The 8,623-nt window shown below is 60.5% G+C and carries 10 protein-coding genes and 1 pseudogene; 5 read left to right on the top strand and 6 right to left on the bottom strand.

Annotated elements, in window-relative coordinates; all coding sequences use genetic code 11:
- Window positions 1-96 precede the first annotated feature (96 nt).
- Window positions 97-645 (top strand): annotated as a pseudogene (locus NW835_RS12315) (zinc ribbon domain-containing protein); the annotation flags it as partial.
- A 206-nt stretch (window positions 646-851) separates the two neighbouring features.
- Here NW835_RS12315 and NW835_RS12310 read toward each other — a convergent pair.
- The 5 genes from NW835_RS12310 to ilvA all read right to left on the bottom strand — a co-directional run bounded on the left by NW835_RS12310 (window position 852) and on the right by ilvA (window position 4,572).
- The gene (locus NW835_RS12310) at window positions 852-1,424 is read right to left on the bottom strand and encodes a Uma2 family endonuclease (protein WP_414364086.1); all 573 of its coding nucleotides are present in this window, start codon (window positions 1,422-1,424) and stop codon (window positions 852-854) included.
- Between the two features lie 257 nt (window positions 1,425-1,681).
- Complete coding sequence (locus NW835_RS12305; protein ID WP_414415438.1) at window positions 1,682-1,840, bottom strand: DUF559 domain-containing protein; 159 nt, start codon at window positions 1,838-1,840, stop codon at window positions 1,682-1,684.
- Between the two features lie 81 nt (window positions 1,841-1,921).
- Window positions 1,922-2,212 carry a DNA adenine methylase gene (locus NW835_RS12300; RefSeq protein WP_414415437.1) on the bottom strand — a complete coding sequence of 97 codons (291 nt, stop codon included), beginning with the start codon at window positions 2,210-2,212 and terminating at the stop codon, window positions 1,922-1,924.
- Window positions 2,213-2,737: 525 nt separating this feature from the next.
- Window positions 2,738-2,959, bottom strand: a complete 222-nt coding sequence (locus tag NW835_RS12295) for a high light inducible protein (protein ID WP_414364083.1) — start codon at window positions 2,957-2,959, stop codon at window positions 2,738-2,740.
- Between the two features lie 101 nt (window positions 2,960-3,060).
- Window positions 3,061-4,572: a threonine ammonia-lyase, biosynthetic gene (gene ilvA, locus NW835_RS12290; RefSeq protein WP_414415436.1), complete on the bottom strand. Its 1,512-nt coding sequence runs from the start codon at window positions 4,570-4,572 to the stop codon at window positions 3,061-3,063.
- A 78-nt stretch (window positions 4,573-4,650) separates the two neighbouring features.
- Between ilvA and NW835_RS12285 the strand changes: the two genes are divergently transcribed.
- Window positions 4,651-5,214 carry a HugZ family protein gene (locus NW835_RS12285; protein ID WP_414415435.1) on the top strand — a complete coding sequence of 188 codons (564 nt, stop codon included), beginning with the start codon at window positions 4,651-4,653 and terminating at the stop codon, window positions 5,212-5,214.
- Between the two features lie 76 nt (window positions 5,215-5,290).
- Here the strand turns inward: NW835_RS12285 and NW835_RS12280 are convergent, their stop codons facing one another.
- Window positions 5,291-6,217: an alpha/beta fold hydrolase gene (locus NW835_RS12280; RefSeq protein ID WP_414364080.1), complete on the bottom strand. Its 927-nt coding sequence runs from the start codon at window positions 6,215-6,217 to the stop codon at window positions 5,291-5,293.
- Between the two features lie 104 nt (window positions 6,218-6,321).
- On the opposite strand from NW835_RS12280, the gene NW835_RS12275 reads away from it, so the two are divergent.
- The 3 genes from NW835_RS12275 to NW835_RS12265 all read left to right on the top strand — a co-directional run.
- Window positions 6,322-7,071, top strand: coding sequence for a WecB/TagA/CpsF family glycosyltransferase (locus NW835_RS12275; RefSeq protein ID WP_414364079.1), 750 nt, complete (start codon window positions 6,322-6,324; stop codon window positions 7,069-7,071).
- Between the two features lie 42 nt (window positions 7,072-7,113).
- Window positions 7,114-7,962: a cell division ATP-binding protein FtsE gene (locus NW835_RS12270; protein ID WP_414364078.1), complete on the top strand. Its 849-nt coding sequence runs from the start codon at window positions 7,114-7,116 to the stop codon at window positions 7,960-7,962.
- Between the two features lie 63 nt (window positions 7,963-8,025).
- A partial coding sequence (locus NW835_RS12265; protein ID WP_414415434.1) for a cell division protein FtsX occupies window positions 8,026-8,623 on the top strand: 598 nt, incomplete at its 3' end.

Here is an 8,623-nt window from a genome sequence, read left to right as displayed (position 1 = left end):
ATAAGCTGTTACAACCCTTTGCCGTAGATCCAAAGAATGGGTTGGCATCTCTTCCTCTCCTTCCTCCTGCAACCTGTACCCCACTTTAAACAGGCTGTAGGAGACCACTACTCCTGGTTGAGAGCGGCTCTTCAACGCAAGGTCAGTCAGGGCACACGCAGTTCTCGGCGCAGGTGTCGGCAACTGCTGCAACGGCTGTCTGGTAGGGAGGGGCGCTTTCCAACCTGGGTGAATCACTGCATCTCTAAAGCGATTGTTTCTGGGGCCAGAGCTACCTGTAGCACCATTGCCTTGGAAGACTTGACTGGGATGAGGCCTCCGGCCCGCTGGCGCGAGCGGGAACGTGTCAACCAACAGTCCCGCAGCAAGACAGAGCGGCGGCGGTTGAACGGTTGGGCGTTCTACCCGTTGAGGCAATTTTTGCACTACAAGGCAGTAAGAGCAGGAGTCAAGGTTGCGGTGGTTCTGCCTGCCTACACTTCGCAGATCTGCCACCGGTGCTTGTGGCTTGGCCAGTGGGAAGGGAAGCGTTTTCGTTGTGTGAACCCGGCCTGTGGTTGGGAAGGGGATGCAGATTTTACCACTCGCGTTAGCGGGACGGAGTCCTTTGTAATTGCGCTTTTGGGGGCTGCTGTAAACCGGCCTGCTCCCCTACATCCCCCCGTATACGGGGGGACAGAGGGGGGTTTGGGGTTGGCAGGCCAACTACAGGGCTACTGTTCGCGTCAGCGAGACGGAGTCCCTAAGCCCCCGGCTGAAGTCGGGGGAAGTTTACGTTCGTGGTTGCTGATAGCCACCGGTCAAAGGCTGCAAGAAGGGGCAGGTGGGAAAAGAGGGCAACTCGGGGCAGATTATTCCCAAACTAAGCTGAGATCGGCAACAAAGCCAGGGAGGACGGGATCCCCTTCGAGGTAAGCTGGGCGCTCCAGGACTTGGACGGGCTGAGCGGGGCGATAGACGTAAACTCGCTGGCTTTCCGGGTCAATCAGCCAGCCCAGTTGGGATCCGTTTTCGAGGTACTCCTGCAGCTTGGCCTGCAAAGCGGCCAGGTCGTCGGAAGGGGAGCGCAATTCCAGGACAAAATCTGGACAAAGGGGTGCAAAGCGGCGGCGCTGCTCTGGAGTAAGCTGCTGCCAGCGCTCCTTGGTAATCCAGGCGGCATCGGGAGAGCGAATGGCCCCGTTGGGGAGGGCAAAGCCGGCAGAAGCGTCGAAGGCCACGCCACGCTGGGTTTGGCGGTTCCATTGCCAGAGTTGGGCGCTGAGGCTCAGGTTTTGGCGACTGCTATCGCTGCCAACAGGGGCCATGGCGACTAGCTCCCCTTGGGCGGTGCGCTCCAAGCGCAGCTCAGGGTTCTGCCGGCAAAGCTGTTCAAAAACTTCATCAGTCAACTCCAGGCTGGGCCGTAAGTTGAGGGAGATCACAGCTTGAGGGATCCCGTTCAGAGGATTTGAGGATGGGCTGGCGCTATTGTAGTCTTTTGGATCCCTCACCCCCAACCCCTCTCCCAGAGGGAGAGGGGAGGAAGGCAGTGCGGATTCGATCCAGGGCTACGGGGAGATTGGTTTCTACCAAGTGGCTACTCAGGCGCACAAAGCGCAGTCCTAGGCTTTCCAGCAGTTCCTCTCGTTGGCGATCCAAATCTTTTTGGTGCCTGTGGATTGGCCATCGACCTCTACAATCAAAGCCTCTTCCTTGCAGAAAAATTGACCACGAATGTGACGATCGGTTGCTGCCGCCGAAATTTGCGCCCCTCCAACTTGCGATTACACAGCGCTTCCCACAAAATCCCCTCAGAAGGTGTAGATTCCCGCCGCAGTTGTCGAGCCACCTCCTGCATCTTCTTCTAAATTGCTGGAGGAACTTTCCATTTCTCTGACTCCCCCTCGCCTTGTGGAAGAGGAGGTTGGGGGTGAGGGCGCTAACCGGTAGCCTGTCCTGAAAATCGCGGTGGAATTTCAATCAGAGCCTTATTGATGAGAACGGCCACCGGGTTTGAGTCACTGGCATAAGCCTTGAGCCCCAACCGCTGCACCTCCAGCGGGATCGCTCCCCCGCCAGCAAAGGGGTCGTAAACTGGCGGCGCGTACTTAGCAGGGGACTCCCTGATGGCCTGGGGATCCGTGGGCGGCTCCTCACCGCGATCCCAGGCCAAACAGCGGCCAATCTCCCGTTGGGTCGCCTCCAGAATGCCGGACTTGGGATCGCTCACAGCGTCCCAAGAAACCAGGCCCGGTACCACTTGCTTGGCTTTGCCGCCCTTGTCTTTTCAATGCGCGCTGACACTCCCACCACCTAAAGGCAGGGGATTCTTACGCCGTTCAAAAACAAACTCATAAAAGCGCTGTCAAGACGCCTCTAGAGAATTCCTTGAGGCAAAGCCCCAAGGTTCTGCTGGCTTTTCTGTTCGCGTCAGCGCGACGGAGTCCTTGCAGCTTAGCTCAGACGTTAGTATCTTCCGGACGCTTGCCACTGGTCGGGTTTTTCACCGTCTTAGGGGCGCGCCTGGGAACAGGACGCCCCGGTGACAACTACACTATTGATGAGCAACTAAAGTCGCTGGCGGGCTTTTCCGCCCCGCACTACTCGCGTCAGCGGCGCGGAGCGCTGAGTACAGGGCTACCAAGCTATCCCTCTGTGTGCAAAGTCAGCCAAGGAAAGGCTTGTTCAGGCAAAAGGCTGTACTCCCAGGTTGGCTACCCCAGATTCCCCAGGCCACGGCTTGCCTTCCCCTCTCCTACTGCCCCAAGGACTGCAGCCAGCCGATGAGAGTAGTTCCGGATAAGGCTTCAAACAGGATTAGGGCAACAAAGCCGATCATCGCCAAACGCCCGTTCAAGCGCTCTGCATAGTCGGTGAAGCCCACCCGCGGAACAGTGTCCACGTACATCTCCGGCTCAATGGCGTAGTTGTTGAGACGGCCACCTTCTTCAACTACGACGGAGCGATATTTGCTCATAGGATTCTCCTTGCTCTTTCTCTACCAGCGTAGCGCGCTCCACATAAGATTGTAAAGTTTTGTTTACAACTTTGTTCACCCCCGCAATAAGCCGACACTGACTAGGCCAGGAAGAGCTTGTAGGCCGGATTGCGGCTTTCGTCCCAGTAGCGATAGTTCAGGGTATCCAGAAAGCGCTGCCAGGCGGGCATTTCGCAGCTGGGCACTTGCATGCCGATGAGGACGCGACCGTAGTCGGCGCCGTTGTTGCGGTAGTGAAAGAGGCTGATGTTCCAGTTGGGGCTCATGCAAGACAAGAACTGCATTAGGGCCCCGGGCCGCTCCGGGAACTCGAAGCGGTAGAGCAGCTCGTTCTCAGCCAAGGGGGAGCGCCCCCCCACCATGTGGCGTAGATGCAGCTTGGCCAGCTCGTCGTCGGTGAGATCCAAGGTCTTAAAGCCAGCCCGCTCCAGATCCAGGGCCGCTGCCTGGGCATCGGCCCGATCCCGCACCTGTAGGCCGACAAAGATGTGAGCTTCTTGGGTATCGGCGATGCGGTAGTTGAACTCGGTGAGGTTGCGCTGGCCGATGTGGGCGCAGAACCGGCGCAAGCTGCCCCGCTCTTCGGGGATGGTGACGGCGAAAATGGCCTCCCGCTGTTCGCCGATCTCGGCTCGCTCGGCCACAAAGCGCAGGCGGTCGAAGTTCATATTGGCCCCGCTGGCCACCGCCACCAGGGTCTGTCCCTGGATGCCGGTGCGGCTGACGTAGGCTTTGAGGCCGGCAATGGCCAAGGCGCCGGCGGGCTCCAAAATAGAGCGGGTATCTTCAAAGACATCCTTGATGGCGGCACAGGTGTCGTCGGTGCTCACCAAGAGGATCTCGTCCACGTACTGCTGACAGAGGCGGAAGGTTTCTTCCCCCACCTCTCGCACCGCCACCCCATCAGCAAACAGGCCTACCTGGGAGAGGCGCACCCTTCGGCCAGCTCGTAGGGAGCGGTACATGGCGTCGGCGTCCAGTGGTTCTACCCCGATGATTTTGATCTCCGGGCGCAGGCGCTTGACGTAGGCGGCGATGCCCGAGATCAGGCCGCCCCCGCCAACGGCGACGAAGATGGCGTGGATGGGCTGTTGATACTGGCGCAGGATCTCCATGCCGATGGTGCCCTGGCCGGCAATCACCAAGGGATCGTCGAAGGGATGGATGAAGGTCAAGCTCTTTTCAGCTTCCAGTTGCCGCGCGTAGGCGTAGGCGTCGTCGAAGGTGTCGCCGTGCAAGACCACCTGGGCCCCCCGCGCCCGCACCGCCTCTATCTTCACCTGGGGGGTGGTGACGGGCATCACAATGACCGCGTGGGTGCCCAGTCGCTGCGCTGCCAGGGCCACCCCTTGGGCGTGGTTGCCGGCAGAAGCCGCGATGACTCCTTGGGCCAGTTGCTCCGGGGGTAGGTGGGCCATCTTGTTGTAGGCCCCCCGCAGCTTGAAGGAGAAAACCGGCTGCAGATCTTCCCGCTTGAGCCAGACCTGGTTGTTCAGGCGGCGGGAGAGGTTAAAAGCCGGCTCCAGGGGGGTTTCTTGGGCGACGTCGTAAACGCGAGCCGTGAGGATCTGAACAAGATAGTCACAATACATTGGGATGTATCGACGTCGATAGGGTTGAAAAAGGTCGAAAAATGTTGCTCCCGGTGGTGCGGGCTGCTCAAACGGGCAATGGATATTATCCCAGGGATCCAGCCCTTCTCAAGCGAGGGGGGCTTGGGGATAATAGCAGGGGCAATGGGAGAAAAAGCGATGTCGGTGCAGGAAAAGTTGAAGGCGCTGCTGGAGGGCCAGCCGGTGGCCAGCTTAGCAGTGCTGGATCAGGGCTCCCCAGCAGTGTCGTTGGTGCCCTTTGTGGTGCAGTGGGATCCCTTGCGCTTTGCCATTGTCATCAGCGACCTTTCTGCCCACACCCAGGCTTTGCGGGCGGATCCGCGAGCCAGCCTGCTCATCCACGAGCCGCCCACGCCGGGGGATCCCCGCAGCAACCACGCTTTGCCGCGGGTGATGGTGAGCGGAAAAGCCCAGTTCCTCAGCCGCGAGGAAGCTCAAGCTAAGGGGTTCGAGGCTCTTTATCGTGCCAAGTACGAGATAGCCGAGATGATCCTGGGCCTAGCGGACTTCCACTTCTGCCAGATCACCCCCACTGGCGGCAGCTTCATTCAGGGGTTTGGCCAGGCCTTCCGGCTGAGCGGCCCCAACCTGGAGCAACTGGAGCACCTCGGTCGCTCTTAGGCGGGAGAACCCAGACCTCCCCCCTTGCGGGAAAAGTTAGGCCAATTCCAACTTCCCTCCTCTGGGAGAGGCGCTGCTAGGGGATCCTGAGCTCAGGTTTTCGGGTGGGATCCCGGATCCAAGCCAGCAGCAGTGGGTTGACCAGCTCCGGGGCCTCGTCTTGGGGGCAGTGGCCAACTCCCGGCAGGGGGATGAACCCCACCACGCAGGGGAACTCGGCCAAGGCCCGCCCTAGAGCAATGGGCTCCCAGGGATCCGCCTCTCCCCAGAGGATGAGGACGGGGCAGGTGACTTGGGGCAGGAGATCTTCGGCCAAGGGCCCCTGGGAGTAGCGCACAAAGGCCAAGAAAACCTCTGCCGCCCCCGGATCGAGGGCCGGTCGCAGCAAAAGCTGCACCAGGTCTTCCGTAACCGCCTCCTTGCGCCCATAGGCTTGGAGGAGGATGTTGCGAATGGCCCGGGGCTGGGCTATTTGGGCAAAGAAAAACCGCCCAAAAGGGGGCCACCCTAGCAAGGACTGGATGAGGGGAGTGGTTCGGCGGCGCAGCCAAGAGATCTGGCGACGCTTGCGCTCGTGCAACAGCCGCAGCGAGGGATCCAACATCGCCACCCCCAAGACCTGGCCTGGCTGCAAAACAGCTGCCTGCAAGGCCACAATGCAACCAATGGAGTTGCCCACTAGATAAGCTGGCTCCCCCACCACCTCCCGCCCAAAATCGGCCACCTGGGCGCCCCAGGTTTCAAAGGTGTAGGGGAAAGGGGATCCTGGCAAGGGCTTGGCGGATCCCCCAAACCCCAGCAGATCCAGGGCGTACACGCGGCAGTGCCGCCCCAGCTCCGGCAAATTTTTCCGCCAGTGGTCACTGCTGGCCCCAAAACCGTGGATAAGCACCACTGCTGGGCCAGCGGATCCCGCCTGTTGGTAGCGGATGGACTGGCCCTGCCAGAGCCAGCGCCCCTCGCGGGGGGCCAAGACGCTTGGAGAAGGCTGTTCGGAGAGCATGGGGATCCCTGGCCGGTGTTTTTGGTCTCACCCCGAAGGATGGCGCTCTTTTTTGTTGGCACAATTTGGATGGGGAAGCAAGTTCTCTCCCTAGGCCTGTGGCAATGTCATTGGTAACTTACCCCCTTTTGGGCGTCAACCTGCACCTAGCCCTGCCGGAAGCCCATCTGCAGAGCTATACCGCCTGGATTGAAGCCCGCATCAGCCAGGGCCAGGGTGCCCAGGTGGTCACCTGCAACCCGGAGATGATCATGCAGGCGCAGCAGGATCCGGCCTTTGCCCAAGTGCTGCAGGAGGCTGAGCTGGTGATCCCAGACGGCATTGGGGTGGTGTGGGCCTTGCGGCGGCAGGGGATCCGTGTCCAGCGGGTGCCAGGGATCGAGTTGGCTGAAGCTTTGATCTCGCGGGCAGCAGAACGGAGGTGGCGCTTGGCCTTGGTGGGAGGAAGGCCGGAAGTCAACCGGGCAGCGGTTCAGCAGTGGCAAGCTCGCTTTCCCTCTCTGTCCATTTGGGGCCATCACGGCTACTTCTCTGGCGCCGAAGAGGAAAAACTGCTGCAAGCTCTCCAAAAAATTCAACCCCAACTGGTGTGGGTGGGGCTGGGATCCCCGCGACAGGAGCTGTGGATCCGCCAGCGGCGGGCCCTTCTGCCCCAGGCCATCTGGATGGGGGTGGGGGGCAGCTTCGACATTTGGGCTGGGCAAAAACGACGGGCCCCCCGCTGGTGGCGTGACCATCACCTGGAATGGTTGTATCGTCTCTATCAGGAACCCTGGCGCTGGCGACGCATGTTGGCTTTGCCCAGGTTTGCCTGGCGGGTGCTGTGGGATCCCTCTTCTCCCTCGCGCTCCTAGCCTGGCAGCTCCACTCGTTCTCTTCTGTCTAAGCGTTTTACCATGATGCTTGGTCAGCACACTGGCTACGCTCCTCGCCTTCACCCTTGGGCTGGTACAACCCCCAACCCCTCCCTCCCCGCCCCAACCGACCCAGAAACCACCTTGGGCCTCTACCCCAAGCCCCAGCCCGGATCCCTGCCGGCCCCAGGTAGCGCTGAGAGCATGGTGTCGTTGCAGGGGGTGAGCAAGGTCTTTCCCAACGGCAACTGGGTTTTCCGAGATGTGAACCTAGAGGTGCGCCGCGGCGAGTTTGTGTTCGTAACCGGAGTGTCGGGGGCAGGCAAGTCCACCCTGCTACGGCTGCTCTACGGAGCCGAACAGGCCACCGAGGGCACGGTGATAGTGGATCAGGTGTGTCTGTTTTCTTCGGAAGGTCGGCGGCGGCCCTACTGCATCCCGCCCCGCCCTCTGGCAATGTTGCGGCGGCGCTTGGGGGTGGTTTTTCAAGACTATCGCCTCTTGGCCAATCGCACCCTGGCGGAAAATGTGGCCTTTGTGCTGCGGGCCCAGGGACTTTCCCCAGCAGAGATCCACCGCCGCCTGGGGCCAACTTTGAAGATGGTGGGGCTGACCGAGAAGCGGGATCACTTCCCCCACGAGCTTTCGGGAGGGGAGCAACAGCGCCTCAGCTTGGCCCGCGCCATTGTCAACATGCCCGTCTTGTTGCTGGCGGACGAGCCAACGGGAAATCTGGATCGGGAAAACTCGCTCTTGGTTCTGCAGATCCTGGAGCGGCTCAATTCCTTTGGCGTGACGATCCTCATGACCAGCCACGACCCCTATCTGGTGGAGCGGGCGGGTCACCGGGTGGTGCGCCTGGAAGGAGGACGCCTGTATGATCTGCGCTGAGGCGCTGCATAGGGTGGGAATCCTGAAGATTGGGTTTACTGGCAGTGTTGGGCGGTAAACAGCATGCAATCTCTCTCCCGATTTCTCAACAAAATCCGCTACCTCCTGCAGGAAACTTTTTTGGGGTTGCGGCGGGGAGGCTGGCTAAACTGGGCGGCGGTGAGCACCCTGTTGGTGTTGCTGTTTCTGGTGGGAATCGGCGTTGAGCTGTCTTGGGGGGTGGATGCAACAGTCCAGTCTCTGGGGGGGCAACTGGAGATCTCCGTCTATCTAGAGCCGGAAGGCCGGGGGGTGGATTTGCAACCCCAAGTTGCCCAACTGCCTCATGTGGCGGAGGTGAGGGTCATCACCAAAGAGCAAGCTTGGCGCGACCTTTTGCTGGAGATGGGGATCCAGGATGAGGCGGCCCTGGAGACTCAGTTGGGGGAGAACCCTTTGGTGGATGCCCTGCGGGTCAAAGCCGATTCTGCCGGAGCCCTGGGGGAGGTGGCGGCACAGATTCGCCAATTGGAAGGGGTAGACGAGGTGTACTACGGCAGCCACATTGTGGAGCAACTGGCCCAAATCCAGGAGGTGCTACGTCTGGGATCCCTGAGCATCACCGGGGTGTTGGCCCTGACAGCAGTGGCTGTGATCACCACCACCATTCGCCTGGTTGTCA

Origin of the sequence: Synechococcus sp. OH2 (assembly GCF_047462155.1) — a bacterium.
Classification (GTDB): Bacteria; Cyanobacteriota; Cyanobacteriia; order Thermostichales; family Thermostichaceae; genus Thermostichus.
Note: the sequence above shows the minus strand (reverse complement) of the source record. Positions and strands in the feature narration are given on the sequence as shown.